We start from the raw sequence: 15,081 nt of genomic DNA, 5'->3' as shown, positions 1-15,081 counted from the left end.
TACGACCGCGCCTCGCCGGGACGGCCGCACGCTTCGTGGTTTAATCGGTTTTGGGCGCCAACACCCCCTGGATTTGGCCCCCTACCCGCCCCCTAACCTCGCAAGCTCGGCCAGGGAACCCGGCGGGCGTGGGCCCAGCTCGACCACCTGAGTCCGCTGGGCCCACCTCGATTACGGGTTCAGCTGATGCCTGCCTGGCGTTCGGCGGTTTCCACCACGTTGGCCAGGAGCATGGCGCGGGTCATCGGACCCACGCCGCCCGGGTTCGGGGACAGCCAGGCGGCGACGTCGGCGGCGTCGGGGTGCACGTCTCCGGTGACCACCGCCTTACCGGTGCCGTCGTCAACGCGGCTCACGCCGACGTCGAGCACGATGGCGCCCGGCTTCAGGTCCTCCGCCCTGACCAGATGCGGCACGCCGGCCGCGGCGATCACGACGTCGGCCTGCCGGAGTTCGGCGGGCAGGTCGGCGGTGCCGGTGTGCGCCAGCACGACGGTGGCGTTGACGTCCTTGCGGGTGAGCAGCAGGCCCACCGGGCGCCCGATGGTCACGCCGCGGCCCACCACGAGGACGCGCTTCCCCTTCAGGTCAATGCCGTGGCGGCTGAGCAGTTCCACGCAGCCCTTGGGGGTGCAGGGCAGCGGGGACTTCATGGGGCCGCTGATGTTGGCCACGAGCCGGCCCAGGTTCATCGGGTGCAGGCCGTCAGCGTCCTTGTCCGGATCCATGGCCTCCAGGATGACGTCCTGGTCGATGTGCTTGGGCAGCGGCAGCTGGACGATGTAGCCCGTGCACTCCGGGTTGTCGTTCAGCTCACGGACCACGGCCAGGAGCTCGTCCTGGGTGGTTTCCTCCGGCAGGTCGCGGCGGATGGAGTTGATGCCCACCTCGGCGCAGTCCTTGTGCTTGCCGCTCACGTACCAGGTGCTGCCGGGGTCAGACCCCACCAGAATGGTGCCCAGTCCCGGAGTGACGCCCTTGGCCTTGAGTGCGGCCACGCGTTCGGTCAGTTCGGCCTTGATGGCAGCGGCGGTAGCCTTGCCGTCAAGGATCTGCGCGGTTTTTGCGGTTTCAGTCACGGATCACCACTGCTCGTGCTGCGGGTACAGCGGGAAGTCGGCGGCGAGCTTGTCCACGCGGGCCTGCAATGCCTCTACGTCGGTTGCCGAACCGGCCTTCAGCGCGGTGGCGATGATTTCGGCAACCTCGGTGAATTCGGTCGCGCCGAAGCCGCGGGTGGCCAGGGCCGGGGTACCGATGCGCAGACCGGAGGTGACCATCGGCGGGCGCGGGTCGAACGGCACGGCGTTGCGGTTGACAGTGATGCCCACGGAGTGCAGGAGGTCCTCGGCCTGCTGGCCGTCCAGCTGCGAGTTGCGCAGGTCCACCAGCACCAGGTGAACGTCGGTGCCGCCGGTGAGGACGGAGACGCCGGCCTCGGCAACATCGGACTGGTTGAGGCGGTCGGCGATGATCTTGGCGCCTTCCAGGACGCGTTCCTGGCGCTCCTTGAATTCGGCGGTGCCGGCGATCTTGAAGGCCACGGCCTTGGCGGCGATCACGTGCATGAGGGGGCCACCCTGCTGGCCCGGGAAGACGGCGGAGTTGAGCTTCTTGGCCCACTCCTGCTTCGCCAGGATGACGCCGGAGCGCGGGCCGGACAGCGTCTTGTGCACGGTGGAGGTGACGACGTCGGAGTACGGGACCGGGCTCGGGTGCAGTCCGGCGGCGACGAGGCCGGCGAAGTGCGCCATGTCGGTCCAGAGCAGGGCACCGACTTCATCGGCGATGGAGCGGAAGGCTGCGAAGTCGAGGTGGCGCGGGTACGCGGACCAGCCGGCGATGATGACCTGGGGCTTTTCGGCGATGGCCTGCTCGCGCAGCTTGTCCATGTCGATCCGGAAGTTGTCTTCCTCGACCTGGTAAGCGGCAACTTCGTAGAGCTTGCCGGAGAAGTTCAGCTTCATGCCGTGCGTGAGGTGACCGCCGTGGGCCAGGGAGAGGCCCAGGATCTTGTCACCCGGGGTGATCATGGCGTGGAGAGCGGCGGCGTTGGCCTGCGCACCCGAGTGCGGCTGGACGTTGGCGTATTCGGCGCCGAACAGGTCCTTGACCCGGTCGATCGCCAGCTGCTCGGCGACATCCACGTACTCGCAGCCGCCGTAGTAGCGGCGCCCCGGGTAGCCCTCGGCGTACTTGTTGGTCAGAACGGAGCCCTGGGCTTCCATGACCGCGCGCGGCGCGAAGTTTTCGGAGGCGATCATTTCCAGGGTGCCGCGCTGGCGGCCGAGTTCCTGGTCCAGTACTGCGGCGATCTCGGGATCGAGTTCAGCCAGCGGCTGGTTGCTGACGGAGGTGCTAACGGAAGTCGGTGAAGTAGTCACGAAGAACTCCTGGCTAGGGATGGGCACTGCTAAAGGTCAGGCTACCGGCTTGAACGTTGCTCCGCCCTTCGATGACCAGCATCCGGAAATGCGTCCGGGCGCAGGTCTATCAAGGGCGCCGCAGCGCACTGGGTGGCTGCTCTTCGAGAAGCGCAGCGCTACCGGCAAAACATGACCCTCGGCCCAGGCGTACGATCCGTGGTCTTCGTGAGTGCCGCTCCCTGGTGGTTAGCCACCCAAACGCCAGTTGCGACGCCACCACACTACCAAATGCGGGACCGACGCGCGGGTAGGCTGTTCTTCGTGAATGAAGACCAGCTCGCCAAATCGTACGTACTAACCCTGTCCTGCCCCGACCGCCCCGGAATTGTGCACGCCGTTGCCGGCGCCCTGCTCGTGGCGGGCTGCAATATTACGGACTCCCAGCAGTACGGCAGCGAGTCCACAGGGACCTTCTTCATGCGCGTGGAAGCCACCACCACCGCCTCGCAGAACGAGGTGGTTGCTGCCCTGGAGCCGGTGGCCGAAGCCTTCGGCATGCAGTGGAACCTGAACCCGGTGGGCCGGAAGGTCCGCACCCTGCTGATGGCCAGCACGTCAGCCCACTGCCTGAACGACCTCCTCTTCCTGCAGCGCTCGGGCACCCTGCCCATCGAGATTCCCGCCATTGTCTCCAACCACCGGGACCTGGCCGGCCTGGCCGAGTTCTACGGCATCCCGTTCCACTACATCCCGGTGACGGCCGACACGAAGGAACAGGCCGAGGACCAGCTGCGCAAGATCATCGCCGAGGAGGGCGTCGAACTGACCGTCCTGGCCCGCTACATGCAGATCATCTCCGACGACCTCTGCACCGAGCTGACCGGCAAGGCAATCAACATCCACCACTCCTTCCTGCCGTCCTTCAAGGGCGCCAAGCCCTATCACCAGGCCCATGCCCGCGGCGTGAAGCTGATCGGCGCCACCGCGCACTACGTCACCGCCGCGCTGGACGAGGGCCCGATCATTGAGCAGGAAGTCATCCGCGTGGACCACGCGCGCACGCCGGAGCAGTTCGTGCAGATGGGCCGGGACGTGGAAGGCCGCACCCTCGCCCAGGCCGTGCAGTGGCATGCCGAACACCGCGTGCTGCTGGACGGCAACCGGACGGTTGTCTTCAACTGATGCCCCGCCGCTAACTTCGCCGCCGCAGGCCCAATGTGCCTGCGGCGGTTTCCGGCTCCCGGAAGCGGTTCACACACGGCGGGTTTTAACCAAGACTGGTTAACACGATGACTCTGCTGACAGAAACCTCGCTGGAACCCTTCATCGCCCTGCTCAAGGCCCAGGGCAGGCACGCCGTGCTGGACGTGTGCTGCGGCCCGGGCGACGACGGCCTCCGGTTCGTCCAGGCCGGCATCCACTACACCGGCGTTGACCCGTTCGACGGCAATGTCAGGTACGCCATGGCCCGCCGGCTGAGCGTGTCCGTGGCGGATCCCTCGCGCCTGCCCTTCGCCGCGAACACGTTCCCGGCGGTCTGGGCGGTCCAGTCACTGGAGGGCCTCAGCGCTGAACAGGCCGACAACGTCGTACGGGAGCTTGAACGCGTGGCAGAACCGGGTGCGCCGATCGCCGTCGTCCTCCCCTGACCACCGCCGGACAGGGCTAGAGCGCGGCCTCTGAGTCCCGGGCTTTTTCTGCCTCGTAAGACCGGAGGCCGTGCTTCACTCCGAGCCGGATGATCCAGTACAGCACTGTGATAACAAGCGCAGTCGGAACCGCGAAATAGAGAATGGCGGCGAGTATCCCAAGCATGTTTCCCCCTGTGAGCGTTCAGTACTGCGCACAGCCTCTCATGCGGCGCGGCTGCGGGAACAACTCCGCTAGGACGGTGCCCGCCGGTTGAGCCGCACGCGGACCGCGGCGCCGGCGCAGAATATGACGGCGAGCCCGCCCACGACGGTGGCCCACGTCAGCTGCTCGCCGAGCAGAAGCGCGGCCCAACATATGGTCATCACCGGCTGTGCGAGCTGGACCTGGCTCACCTGCGCCATGGGTCCGATGGCAAGGCCGCGGTACCAGGCAAAGAAGCCCAGGAACATGCTGACGACGCCGAGGTACGCAAAGGCAGCCCACTGCACCGGGGTGCCTGAGGGCGGCTGCTGGGACACGGAGAAGGCCACAAGACCCATCATCAGGGGCGAGGCAAGGACGAGGGCCCAGGAGATGGTCTGCCACGCACCAAGTTCGCGGGCCAGCAGACCTCCTTCGGCGTACCCCACGGCAGCGGCCAGCACAGCGCCGAAGAACAACACGTCAGTCCAGTGCAGCTGGCCGAAACCACCCGGCTGTGCGAAGGCGAAAGCGACGGCGGCAACGGCACCTGCTCCGGTCGCGATCCAAAACGATGCGCGCGGGCGCTCACGGCCGCGGAAAACCGCCATCGTGGCAGTTACGGCCGGCAACAGCGCGATAACCACCGCCCCATGGCTCGCCGGCGCGGCAGTGAGTGCGAAGGACGTGAGCATGGGAAAACCGACAACGACCCCACCGGCAACCACCGCCAGGCGGAACCACTGCGGGCCGCGGGGAAGGCACTGCCGCGTGAGTACCAGGGCCGCGGCGGCCAGGACAGCCGCGACCAGAGCCCGGGCCGAGCCGATGAACAACGGCGACAGCGCCGCCACTGCCACCCGGGTAAAGGGAACGGTGAACGAGAAGGCCACTACGCCCAGGAGCCCCCACCATAGGCCGGTGTGCGGCGGCCCGGCTTGCGGCGGCCCGGTGGGCGGCGGCGCGGCTTGCGGCGATCCGGCGGGCTCCGGTTCCGTGCGCGACGGGCGCGCGGGTGGCAGTATCACTGGGCGAACCGGAGCGGTAGCGCTACTATTGTCTCTCATGAACAACGATAGCAGCTCCAGGATTGCGTCGGGACTGCGGACATGGGTCGCCAAGGCGGCACCCGGGTCGCAGCTGCCCTCCACCCGGTCGCTCGTCGCGGAGTACCAGGCCAGCCCCGTGACCGTGCAGAAGGCACTGCAGGCCCTTATCAGGGAGGGTGCCATCGAGAGCCGGCCGGGTGTGGGGACATTCGTGCGGGCTGTCCGGACCGCACGGCCCTCGGACTACGGCTGGCAGACCGCGGCCCTGCGGTCACCGCAGGCGCCGCTGCGGCCGGCGTCCGCCGCGATGCGCAACGCACCCAACGACGTCATTGCGTTCCATTCCGGCTATCCGGACCGCGAACTCCTCCCGGAGCGGCTGGTGCGGGCAGCGCTGACGCGGGCGGCCCGCGGCGAGGCAGCGTTGTCCCGCCCACCGGCGGCAGGACTGCCCGAGCTGCAATCCTGGTTCGCCCACGAGCTCGCCGGTGCCACGCCGGCCGGCATTACCCCGCCGACCCCGAGCGACGTCGTCGTGCTTCCGGGCAGCCAAAGCGGCCTTAGCTCTATCTTCAGGGCGCTCGTCGGCTACGGGCAGCCGCTTCTCGTGGAGTCCCCGACTTACTGGGGGGCCATCCTGGCCGCGGCGCAGGCCGGCGTCCGGGTCATCCCCGTGCCCAGCGGAGCCGGTGGACCGGATCCGGAGGAACTGGCCCGCGCCTTCGACGAGACAGGGGCGCGGATGTTCTACGCCCAGCCGAACTACGCGAACCCCACCGGAGCGCAGTGGGACGGCCCGCGCGGCGAACAGGTACTGGACGTCGTGCGCAAGCATGGCGCCTTCCTCCTCGAGGACGACTGGGCCCACGACTTCGGCATCACCACCACAGCCCGCCCCGTGGCGGCCAGCGACGATTCCGGCCACGTTGTGTACCTCCGTTCACTGACGAAGAGCGTCTCCCCTGCCATCCGCGTGGCCGCTATCATCGCCCGTGGCCCTGCACGCGAACGCATCCTTGCCGACCGGGCAGCCGAATCGATGTATGTCAGCGGCCTGCTCCAGGCCGCCGCGCTCGATGTCGTCACGCAGCCGGCCTGGCAGACCCACCTGAGAAGCCTCCGGCACCAACTCCAGTCCCGCCGCGATCTTCTCCTCACAAGCCTGCTTCAGCACGCACCGCAGGCCCACATCGAAAATGTCCCAAGGGGTGGGCTGAACCTCTGGGCCCGCCTCCCCGACGGGACCGACGTCGAACAGCTCGCCCGGAACTGCGAAAGCGCCGGCGTCGTTATCGCGGCCGGGACGGAGTGGTTTCCTGCCGAACCGGCGGGTCCCTTCATCCGGCTCAACTACGCGGGCCCCAACCCGGGTGCCTTTCCCGAAGGCGCCCGGATCATCGGCCGTGAGCTCACGCGGATCCCTGGGTGAGTTCGCAGTGCTGCGCGGACCTAGGATGGGAGTTGCTGGGTCCGCAAGGGTTTGGGTGCGAAGCGCCGGCGGCACGCCGACCAAGGCTCCAGCAATGAGAAAGGACAACACTTGTTGGGCTACGTCTATCTGGCATTGGCTATCGCCGTGGAGGTCCTGGGCACGAGCCTGCTGAAATCGACAGAAGGATTCAGCCGGCTATGGCCCAGCGTCTGGTGCCTGGGCTCCTACGGAGTTGCCTTTGCCTTGCTGTCGCAGGTGGTCAAGAGCGTGCCCGTTGGAGTCGCGTACGCCCTGTGGTCAGGCCTCGGAACCGTCGCCATTGTGGCCATCGGCGCCATCTTCCTGGGCGAGGAACTGAACATGATGAAGATCCTCGGGATCGGGCTGGTGGTCGCCGGCGTCGTCGTCCTGAACGTCGGCGGGGCGCACTGACGGGCCAGGGAAAACCACGGGCCTGGCCAAACCACGGACCGGCCCCAGGCTGGGACGCCGTGGCGGCGGAGCTGGTACGGGCCCTCACCCTCTTTGACTGAGTTTTTGTCCAGATATCGCGCCCTGATGGCCCTCCGACTCGCGACAGCTGGACAAAAACTCCAATGGAGCGGACGCGACCCGGGCGCCCGGCCCGGCGTGTCCTAGGCTTGGGGGCATGGCTCCCATTTACCCCTTCGCCGGTGACACGCCGGACATCCACCCTTCCGTATTCGTGGCCCCGACGGCGTCGGTCATCGGCCGTGCCACGCTCGCCGAGGACGCCAGCGCGTTTTACGGTGTCTCGGTGCGTGCCGATACCGCCGCCATCACCGTAGGCATCGGCAGCAACCTGCAGGACAACGTGGTCCTGCACGCCGACCCCGGTTTTCCCTGCAGTGTGGGGGCGCGCGTCAGCGTCGGGCACAGCGCCGTCGTCCATGGCTGCACCGTGGAAGACGACTGCCTCATCGGCATGGGCGCCACCATCCTCAACGGAGCGGTGATCGGCGCCGGCTCGCTCGTGGCGGCCGGCGCCGTCGTGCTGGAAGGGACGGTAGTCCCGCCCCGCTCGCTGGTGGCCGGGGTTCCGGCCAAGGTCCGCCGCGAACTCACCGATGAGGAGTTCGACGGCGTGAAGGGCAACGCAGCGCGCTACCGCGAGCTCGCCCAGGCGCACCGCGAACTCCACGCCGGCAAGTAGGTCGCAGCACAGGGCGTTCCCAGCGCTGGGAACGCCCCGAAGTGCTACTTAGATGGGGGCGGCCCAGACCATCGGGGACTCAGTCCAGGCTGATCGGCCCCAGCTCGTCCAGCAGGTCGCCGGGGCCGGGGTTGCCGGGCGCCGACGAGCCGCCGAGGTGGTTCACCACGCCCCACACCGCGTTCAGCCCCGTGGTCACGGCACCCTCGGCCCAGCCCGCGGTGAAGGACACGTCGTCGCCGGCGAGGAAGATGCCGCGCTGGCTTTCCGGCAGCTTGTCCTGCTTGAAGTGGGTGAACAGCCGCTGCTGGTACCGGTAGTGGCCGGGCAGGTTCGCCTTGAATGCGCCCATGAAGTTGGGGTCGGCCTCCCACGAGACGGTGATCGGCTGGCCCACGATGTGGCCGGCGATGTCCACGCCGGGGTAGATCTGTTCGAGCGAGTGCAGCATCAGCTCCACGCGTTCGTCGGCGTCGAGCGCCAGCCACTTCAGTGCGTCGTCGTTCCAGGTGTAGGAGAGCAGGATCACGGCGGGCTGGTCCGGGCCGTTGTCCAGCAGGTAGGTGGCGCGGTTGAGCCGGTCCGTCAGCGTCATGGACAGGACTTCCCTGCCGGTTTCCGGATCGATGTCCTTCCAGAACGGCCGGTCCACCATCACAAACGTCTTGGACGACTGCATGTAGTGCGAGCGCTCGATCGCCGTCCACAGCTCCGCCGGGAAGAGCGCTTCCTCGGTGTGGATCCGGGTGGACAGCAGCCAGGACTGGCAGGTGGTGACCACGGCCGGGTAGGAGGCTTCCCTCCCCCACCGCTCCCGGATGCGGAGGTTGCCGTCGGCGTCGCGGCTGATCCGCTCCACGGCTCCGCGCGGGGAGCCTGAGTGCAGGGAGGCCAGGGACGTCCCTTCCGGCCAGTGGACCATGCCCGACGGCGCGTGGCGCCAGAGTTCCTCGGGGAGCCTTTGCGCTCCCCCGGCGATGAGCCGGTGCCGGTCATCGGCGTCGGTGTAGACTACGCGGAGGATTTCCAGGATGGAGTTGGGGAAGTCGGTGTCCCAGCCGCCTGTGCCGAAGCCCACCTGGCCGAACGCCTCGCGGTGCGCGAAGCCCGCCTTCCGGAACGCCTGGCTGCCGGCGATGAAGCCGTAGAACGTCTCCTCGTCGAGCTCCGGGAGAAGCCCGTTCCACAGTTCCTTGATCCGGGCCGTATCCCGTGCCCGGATGGCCTCCTGCATCTGCGCGAACTGCGCGCCGTCGTTCACGGCGGCCTTCCACGCGTCGGCCACTTCGCGGAAGAACGGCGGCAGGTCCGCCGGGGTGGTGGCGTAATGCTTCTGCCCCGCCAGTTCAATCACGGTGCTGGACGTCACCGGGGCCAGCGGATTGGGGAAATCCTGCGTCTCCAGTCCCAGCAGGTCCACATAGTGGTAGAACGCCTTGCCGGAGACCGGGAACCGCATGCCGCCCAGGTCTGCCACCACTTCCGGGGCCGACGGGAAGCTGGCCGTGCGCAGCCGTCCGCCGAGCCGGTCAGCCTCGTAAAGCACCGGACGCAGCCCGAGCCTCATCAGCTCGTAGGCCGTCACCAGCCCCGACAGCCCGGCGCCCACAACGGCGACTTCGGTGCCGTGCAGTTCCGGCGGGACCGAACCCAGGCCTTCCGGGGAGGACAGGTAGTGGTCGTAGCTGAACGGGAAGTCCGGGTTGAGCATGGTCACCGGGGCCTGGTCCGGCGCGCCTGCCCCGGGAAGGCCGGGTGCGGTAGTGACGGCGCTGGACGGGTCGGATGCCGGCAGTTCGGTAGCGGTTGTCATGGAAGGTCTGTCTCCGTGGTTTCGTGTTGTCTTACAGGTGGGAGATGGTCTGTTCTGCGGGAGCCGGGGAAGAATCACGGGCGGATAGTTCACGGTATTCCTCCTGCCCCAGCGCGGCTACCCGGGAGTGCCGTCTGCCGTAGCCGAAGTAGGCCGCCAGTCCAACCAGCATCCAGACCCCGAAGGTCACCCACGTTTCGGCGCCCAGGTTGGCCATCAGGTAGATGCACATCAGCGCACCCAGGATCGGGGTCAGCGGGAACAGGGGAACCCGGAACGTCCGCTTCAGCTCCGGCCGGGTGCGGCGGAGATGGATGACGGCAACGTTTACCAGGGCAAAGGCGAACAGGGTGCCGATGCTGGTGGCGTCCGCGAGCGCCCCAAGCGGGACCAGCCCGGCGGTGAGGGCGACGGCGGTTCCCACGATCAGCGTGCCGGCAACCGGTGTGCCGGTCCGGTGTGAGACGCGGCCAAAAACGCGGGGAACGAGACCGTCGCGGGACATGGACAGCAGGATGCGGGTCTGTCCGTAGAGGACGGTCAGCACGATGCTGGCAATGGCGAGGACGGCACCGACGGCGAACACCAGTGCGGTCCACGGCTGTCCGGTGATTTCCTCCAGGATCTTCACCAGTGCGGCCTCGGTGCCATCGAACCAGCCCCATGGACGGGCCCCGATGGCGGCCACGGCAACCAGCACGTAGATGGTGGTGACGATCAGCATGGAGAGCATGATGGCGCGGGGCAGGTCGCGCTTGGGGTTGCGGGCTTCCTCGCCCGCGGTGGAGGCTGCGTCGAAGCCGATGTACGAGAAGAACACCCGGGAGGCGGCAGCCGAAACGCCGGCCGCGCCCATGGGCAGGAGCGGCTCGAAGTGGCCGCCGTTGAACGCGGTGAACGCCACGGCGCAGAAGAAGGCCAGGATGCCCACCTTGACCAGCACGATCGCAGTGTTGATCCACGCGCTTTCCTTGGCGCCGCGAACCAGCAGAACCATGGCCAGGACGACGATCAGCATTGCCGGGATATTGACGAGGCCGCCGTCCCCCGGCGGCTGCGACACCGCATCCGGCAGGGCCTGCCCGAAGACTGCCAGCGTTTCGTTGACATACTGGCCGGCGCCCACTGCCACCGCTGCGACGGAAACCGCGTATTCGAGCACGAGGCACCAGCCGCAGATCCATGCCATGCCCTCGCCCATGGTGGCGTAGGTGTACGAGTAGCTGGAGCCGGCGGCCGGCACCAGGCCGGCCATTTCGGCGTAGGACACGGCGGAGAGCAGCGCGGCCAGGCCGGCGATGGCGAACGAGATCCAGATGGCCGGCCCGGCCAGCGGCACGGACTCGCCCAGGATCACGAGGATGCCGGTGCCGAGCGTGGCGCCCACGCTGATCATCGTCAGCTGAAGGACGCCGAAGCTGCGGACCAGCCCGGTACCGCCGTGGCCCGTCTCGGCTTCCTGGACGATTTGCCCGATCGGCTTGCGACGGAGCAGCTGGGCTGCCAGTCCGGGGCGGCCGGCCTGCACCGGAGGCCGCTGTCCTGTTTGGGTGGGCACAGTCATCATTGACGTCCGTTCGTGGGTAGTTGGGGGCTTTCCGTCGCTCCAGCTTAGGCTTGTGAGCCAGCTCTCAGTGATGTGCAAAATGACCTATAGTGTTCTGGCATGAGACTAAATGCACAACAGACAGGCACGCCTGAGGCGGTGCTTTCGGGGCAGGTCAGCGTTGATCTGTCAGCGATTTCAGACAATGTCCGCGCGCTCCGGGCGCTCACACCGGCACGCCATTTCATGGCGGTCGTGAAAGGCAACGGCTACGGCCACGGGCTGGTCGACGTGGCACAGGCAGCCCTTGCCGCCGGCGCCGACTGGCTCGGTACGGCGCAGCTCACAGAGGCCCTCGCCCTCCGCCAGGCGGGCATCACGGCACCGGTCCTGTCGTGGCTCTACCTCGCCGCGGCATCCAGCGAAACCATCCGGAAGGCCGTTGGCAACGACGTCGACCTCTCCGTGGGCAGCGCGGCCCAACTTGAGGCAGTGGCAGGCATTGCCCTGTCGCTGAAGCACCCCGCCGCCGTCCACCTTGAGCTGGATAGCGGCCTGAGTCGGGGCGGCGCCCGCGCCGAGGACTGGCAAGACCTCGTGGCCGCGGCACGGGAGCTGGAACTTGCCGGGCACCTAAAGGTGAGGGGCATCTGGACCCACTTGGCCTGGGCGGACGTTCCAGCCCACCCCGGAAACGCCGCAGCGGTGGAGGCCTTCGAGGCAGCCGTCCGGCAGGCACGCGAGGCAGGCCTGGATCCGGAACTCCGGCACGTGTCCAGTTCGGCAAACATCCTGGACCGGCCGGAATTTGCGTTCGACATGGTGCGGGCGGGGCTGGCCATTTACGGCTTGGCCCCTGCGGACCACCTCGATCCGGCCGACTACGGGCTGCGGCCGGCCCTGACTGTGACAGCGCCCGTGGTGCTGGTGAAGAAGGTCCCGGCGGGCACCGGCGTGAGCTACGAGCACCAGGCCATCACGCACGAGCCGAGGTTCCTGGGGCTGATCCCGCTGGGCTACGCCGACGGCGTCCCCAAGGGTGTCTCCGGCCGCAGCATCGTTCAGCTGGGCGGCAGGAGGGTCCCCGTGATCGGCAAGGTGTGCATGGACCAGTTCATGGTGGATCTTGGCCCCGAGCCGGGCGGGGTCAGCGTAGGGGATACCGCAGTCCTGTTTGGCGATCCCCGGACCGGAGCCGCGAGCGCCGACGAGTGGGGCGCCGCAATCGGAAGCCACGGCGACGAGATCATCAACAGGATCGCGCCACGCCTTCCCAGGGCTTACCGCCTCCCCGGCGCCCACGAGTGCCCGGATTACCAGGAGCCCGGGGACGGTGCGCCGCATGTCGCGTGAGGCGGCAACGCGGACCGCACCGGCCGCGGGAACGGGTGGCGACCGGCTGAGCGGCGTCACGCTGGAACTTTTCCTGGCCAAGTTGCCGCCGGAGTTGAAGCTGCTTCACGACGGCGGCAACGGTTCCAGCCTGTTGCGGTGGGTCGAGCCGAGCGAGCTGGAGGACCCGACGCCCTACCTGCTCGACGGAGAGTTTCTCCTGACCGCAGGGCTGCCGTTCGTTGACGAGTCGGATGACGCCGCCCGGGTGGACGCCTATGTGCGGCGTCTCGTCGAGGCCAGGGTCGGCGCGCTGGGATTTGGCCTGGACCCCTACTTCACGGCTGTGCCGGACACACTGGTGGACGCCTGCGTCCGGCACAACCTGACCCTCCTGGAGGTGCCAAACACCGTCCCGTTTGCCGCCATCGGGCTCGAATTCTCCCAGTTGTTGGAATCGGACAACGCTAAGCTGTTCCGGCACCTTGCCGACACCAACCGGCAGCTGATGCGCGCAGTCCTGTCTGCCCGGCCCGAACATGAACTCCTCGGCGCACTGACCCAGCGGGTGCCGGTGTGGGCGCTGCTGGTGGGCGCGGACGGAAGGGTCCGGGCGAGGGCTGGCTCCACTGTCGACATCACCGCCCTGCAGCCGCTCTTCGACCGCCTTCTGGGCGGCAGCGGACCCCGGGTGGAGATGGATTCCTTCGACATTCCGGGATCCGCGCTCGTGTTCGGCCATCCGCTGCGCAGCACCCGCGATGCCAACCTTGGGGCGCTGGTGCTGGGCACCGACTCGGCGCTCACGCCGGCGCAGAACAGCGTCGTCTCCTCCGCCGTCGGCCTGCTGGAGCTCCTGGTCCGGCAACGGACCAGCGGGTCGCTGGCGCCGAGCCAACTGGCAACGTCGTTGCTGCTGCACCCGGACAGCCTGACCGCCGGCGGGGCACGGCACATCAACGGGCTCAGGGACCTGCTGGCCCAGAGCACGTCGTCCACCCGCTCCGGCCCACTCCGCGTTGTGCAGGGCATCCGGGCGGAGCAGGCCGCCGGACGTGCCGGCGAGAGCCCTGTCCGGGAGCTGCTGCAGTGGCGCCGCCTGTTCGACACCCAGCTCGTGGAGCTCACGGACTACGGCTTCGCCGCGATCACCCGGCTCAGGGTGGACGACTCACTGCTGGCCGAAGTCGAGAAGCTGGGATGGCTGCTGGTGATCGGGGACCCCAGCGAGCTCACGGACCTGAGCAGCGCCTACCAGCGGGTGACGGCGCTTCGGCAGCGCGTCCAGACCACGGGCAAGAGCGCCCGGGCGGGTGAAGTGACGTGGACGGTCGCCGGGCTGCTGGGCCAAGAAGCCGGGACCCTGCTGGCCGGCCGGCTGCTGGAGCCGGTGCTCAACCAGGACAGCGACCGCCGGACAGCACACCTGTCCGTACTCAGGGCGTGGCTCGGCGAGAACGGCAACTGGGATGCCACCGCCAAGGCGCTGGGCCTGCACCGCAACAGCGTCCGGCGCCAGATCAACGCGGTGGCCGAGCTGTTGGACACAGATCTGAACCAGGCGCAGGTGCGGGCCGAACTCTGGATTGCTCTGCAGTACGTGGACCAACTGCAGGCCGGCACGTAGCTCTGTGAAGGCCTAGCCCTGTGAAGGCTTGCGCTATGAAAGCTTTCCGGCGCCGGCTGCCTCGTCCCACGCACGGTAAACAGCGGGCCGCCGTTCGCGCAGGTAAGGCACGGCGTCCCGCGCCTGGCGGGCAGCCTCGGCGCTGACCTCGGCATACAGCAATTCCGGGCCGGGGCCGGCCGCGGCCAGCAGTTCGCCGTCGGGACCGGCAATGACGCTTCCGCCCAGGAAGGTGCAGCCGTCCTCCTCCCCGGAATGGTTGGCGTAGGCCACCGTCAGCTGGCTCTCCAGCGCGCGGGCGCGCAGCAGGACCTGGGGAACGGACTCGAAGCCGTGGGCCAGGGCCGTGGGAACCAGGAGCAGGTCGGCCCCGGCTGCGGCGGCCGCGCGTGCCGTCTCCGGGAACTCCACGTCGTAGCAGATGGCCAGCGAGGTCTTGATGCCGCCCAGATCGACGACGGCGGGGGCTGCTTCCGCGGGGCTGAACGCCTTGCGCTCCTCCGGGCCAAAGAGGTGGACCTTGGCGTAACTCAGCAGTTCGCCCCCGCGGCTGTCCAATACCGTCGCCGTGATCTGCCACTCCCCCTCCGCCGTGACGGCGGGCAGGCTGTAGACCAGGGCGATCCGGTGTGTGGCAGCGATGCCGGCGAGGGCACGCCGGATGCCGGGCAGTGTTCCGGGGTCCAGTTCCGCCCTGACCCGCAGCGGTGCATAGCCCACGGCGTAAAGCTCGGGGGTCAGGAGCACCGCGGCACCCGCTTCCGCGGCCGTCCGGGCTGCCCAGTCGATGGCTGCGCAGTTCCGTTCGATGTCCAAAACACTGGAGTTCGCCTGCATCAGCGCCAGCTTCACCGTGATCACCTCAAGTCGTCGTGGACGCCCCGCCAACACCGGACGCCGTTTCCTTCA

General features: G+C 68.2%; 13 protein-coding genes. 7 read left to right on the top strand and 6 right to left on the bottom strand.

From position 1 onward, the window contains the following. Nucleotides 1-179: 179 nt before the first annotated feature. Nucleotides 180-1,079: a bifunctional methylenetetrahydrofolate dehydrogenase/methenyltetrahydrofolate cyclohydrolase gene (locus tag ACFQ50_RS17450; protein WP_377996907.1), complete on the bottom strand. Its 900-nt coding sequence runs from the start codon at nt 1,077-1,079 to the stop codon at nt 180-182. A gap of 3 nt (nt 1,080-1,082) precedes the next feature. Further along, a complete protein-coding gene (gene glyA, locus ACFQ50_RS17445) occupies nt 1,083-2,384 on the bottom strand; it encodes a serine hydroxymethyltransferase (protein WP_377996906.1) in 1,302 nt (433 codons plus the stop codon). Nucleotides 2,385-2,687: 303 nt separating this feature from the next. Between glyA and purU the strand changes: the two genes are divergently transcribed. Then, entirely contained in the window at nt 2,688-3,548 is an 861-nt protein-coding gene (purU, locus tag ACFQ50_RS17440) for a formyltetrahydrofolate deformylase (protein ID WP_377996905.1), read from the top strand. A gap of 107 nt (nt 3,549-3,655) precedes the next feature. Then, nucleotides 3,656-4,015: a class I SAM-dependent methyltransferase gene (locus ACFQ50_RS17435; RefSeq protein ID WP_377996904.1), complete on the top strand. Its 360-nt coding sequence runs from the start codon at nt 3,656-3,658 to the stop codon at nt 4,013-4,015. Between the two features lie 234 nt (nt 4,016-4,249). On the opposite strand, the gene ACFQ50_RS17430 is transcribed toward ACFQ50_RS17435, so the two are convergent. After that, nucleotides 4,250-5,227: an EamA family transporter gene (locus ACFQ50_RS17430; RefSeq protein WP_377996903.1), complete on the bottom strand. Its 978-nt coding sequence runs from the start codon at nt 5,225-5,227 to the stop codon at nt 4,250-4,252. 37 nt (nt 5,228-5,264) lie between these two features. Here ACFQ50_RS17430 and ACFQ50_RS17425 point away from each other — a divergent pair, with 37 nt between their 5' ends. The 3 genes from ACFQ50_RS17425 (at nt 5,265) to ACFQ50_RS17415 (ending at nt 7,854) form a co-directional block, all read left to right on the top strand. Continuing rightward, a complete protein-coding gene (locus ACFQ50_RS17425) occupies nt 5,265-6,677 on the top strand; it encodes a PLP-dependent aminotransferase family protein (RefSeq protein ID WP_377996902.1) in 1,413 nt (470 codons plus the stop codon). Between the two features lie 111 nt (nt 6,678-6,788). Continuing rightward, nucleotides 6,789-7,112, top strand: a complete 324-nt coding sequence (locus tag ACFQ50_RS17420; RefSeq protein WP_377996901.1) for a DMT family transporter — start codon at nt 6,789-6,791, stop codon at nt 7,110-7,112. Nucleotides 7,113-7,329: 217 nt separating this feature from the next. Continuing rightward, nucleotides 7,330-7,854, top strand: coding sequence for a gamma carbonic anhydrase family protein (locus tag ACFQ50_RS17415; RefSeq protein WP_377996900.1), 525 nt, complete (start codon nt 7,330-7,332; stop codon nt 7,852-7,854). A gap of 79 nt (nt 7,855-7,933) precedes the next feature. Here ACFQ50_RS17415 and ACFQ50_RS17410 read toward each other — a convergent pair whose 3' ends face one another. Beyond that, on the bottom strand, nt 7,934-9,667 hold the full coding sequence (locus tag ACFQ50_RS17410; RefSeq protein WP_377996899.1) for an FAD-dependent oxidoreductase: 1,734 nt from the start codon (nt 9,665-9,667) through the stop codon (nt 7,934-7,936). Between the two features lie 31 nt (nt 9,668-9,698). Beyond that, nucleotides 9,699-11,231, bottom strand: coding sequence for an amino acid permease (locus tag ACFQ50_RS17405; RefSeq protein WP_377996898.1), 1,533 nt, complete (start codon nt 11,229-11,231; stop codon nt 9,699-9,701). Between the two features lie 102 nt (nt 11,232-11,333). Here ACFQ50_RS17405 and alr point away from each other — a divergent pair, with 102 nt between their 5' ends. Together alr and ACFQ50_RS17395 are read left to right on the top strand one after the other, a co-directional pair. After that, complete coding sequence (alr, locus tag ACFQ50_RS17400; protein ID WP_377996897.1) at nt 11,334-12,566, top strand: alanine racemase; 1,233 nt, start codon at nt 11,334-11,336, stop codon at nt 12,564-12,566. Continuing rightward, a complete protein-coding gene (locus ACFQ50_RS17395) occupies nt 12,556-14,172 on the top strand; it encodes a PucR family transcriptional regulator ligand-binding domain-containing protein (protein WP_377996896.1) in 1,617 nt (538 codons plus the stop codon). The genes alr and ACFQ50_RS17395 overlap by 11 nt, the downstream gene beginning before the upstream one ends. A gap of 33 nt (nt 14,173-14,205) precedes the next feature. Here the strand turns inward: ACFQ50_RS17395 and ACFQ50_RS17390 are convergent, their stop codons facing one another. Beyond that, a complete protein-coding gene (locus ACFQ50_RS17390; RefSeq protein WP_377996921.1) occupies nt 14,206-15,009 on the bottom strand; it encodes a nitrilase-related carbon-nitrogen hydrolase in 804 nt (267 codons plus the stop codon). Between the last annotated feature and the right edge of the window lie 72 nt (nt 15,010-15,081).

The sequence above is a fragment of the Arthrobacter sp. NPDC056493 genome (assembly GCF_042795115.1).
Taxonomy (GTDB): Bacteria; Actinomycetota; Actinomycetes; order Actinomycetales; family Micrococcaceae; genus Arthrobacter.
Note: the sequence above shows the minus strand (reverse complement) of the source record. Positions and strands in the feature narration are given on the sequence as shown.